Below are 1,282 nucleotides of genomic sequence, written 5' to 3' on the forward strand. Positions count from 1 at the left end.
GCCCCGGAGGCGCGGAGGCACGGGGAGAGCGGGTGGCGCAAGAGGGCCTGTTCGGTCACATGGTGCCCGGACGGCGCGGACCGGTTCGTGGCCGGAACATCTGTCCGGTTACGCTCATGACATGCATGCCTGGCCCGCTTCCGACGTCCCCGCCCTGCCCGGTCAGGGCCGCGACCTGAGGATCCACGACACCGCGACCAACGGTCCGGTCACCCTCACCCCCGGCCCCGTCGCCCGCATCTACGTCTGCGGCATCACGCCCTACGACGCCACCCACATGGGTCACGCGGCGACCTACAACGCGTTCGACCTCGTCCAGCGCGTCTGGCTGGACACCAAGCGCCAGGTCCACTACGTCCAGAACGTCACCGACGTGGACGACCCGCTGCTCGAGCGGGCCCAGCGCGACGACCTCGACTGGGTGGCGCTCGCCGAGCGTGAGACCGCCCTGTTCCGCGAGGACATGACCGCCCTGCGGATGCTCCCGCCGAAGGACTACATCGGCGCCGTGGAGGCCATCCCCGGCATCGTCCCGCTGGTGGAGCGCCTGCTCGCGGCCGGTGCCGCGTACGAGCTCGAGGGCGACGTCTACTTCTCCGTGGAGTCCGACCCCCACTTCGGCCAGGTGTCCCGCCTGGACGCCGCCGCGATGCGCCTGCTCTCGGCCGAGCGCGGCGGCGACCCGGAGCGCCCGGGCAAGAAGAACCCGCTCGACCCGATGCTGTGGATGGCCGCCCGCGAGGGCGAGCCGAGCTGGGACGGCGGCAGCCTCGGCCGCGGCCGCCCGGGCTGGCACATCGAGTGCGTGGCCATCGCCCTGGACCACCTGGGCATGGGCTTCGACGTGCAGGGCGGCGGCTCCGACCTCGCCTTCCCGCACCACGAGATGGGCGCCTCCCACGCACAGGTGCTGACCGGCGAGTTCCCGATGGCCAAGGCGTACGTCCACGCCGGCATGGTCGGCCTGGACGGCGAGAAGATGTCCAAGTCCAAGGGCAACCTGGTCTTCGTCTCCACGCTGCGCCAGGACGGCGTCGACCCGGCCGCCATCCGGCTGGCGCTCCACGCCCACCACTACCGCAGCGACTGGGAGTGGACCGACCAGGTCCTCCAGGACGCCGTCGCCCGTCTGCACCGCTGGCGCGCCGCCGTCTCCCGGCCCGACGGCCCGCCCGCCGAGGCCCTGGTCGAGGAGATCCGCGACGCCCTCGCGAACGACCTGGACGCCCCGGCCGCGCTGGCCGCGGTGGACCGCTGGGCCGCCGTCCAGGAGAGCACCGGC

At 73.1% G+C, this 1,282-nt stretch carries 1 protein-coding gene; it reads left to right on the top strand.

What is annotated here, in order from left to right; genetic code table 11:
- Nucleotides 1-121: 121 nt before the first annotated feature.
- A partial coding sequence (mshC, locus tag HW445_RS31400) for a cysteine--1-D-myo-inosityl 2-amino-2-deoxy-alpha-D-glucopyranoside ligase (RefSeq protein ID WP_180224166.1) occupies nt 122-1,282 on the top strand: 1,161 nt, incomplete at its 3' end.

Source organism: Streptomyces sp. UH6, assembly GCF_013421635.1.
In the GTDB taxonomy this organism is placed as follows: domain Bacteria; phylum Actinomycetota; class Actinomycetes; order Streptomycetales; family Streptomycetaceae; genus Streptomyces; species Streptomyces abyssomicinicus.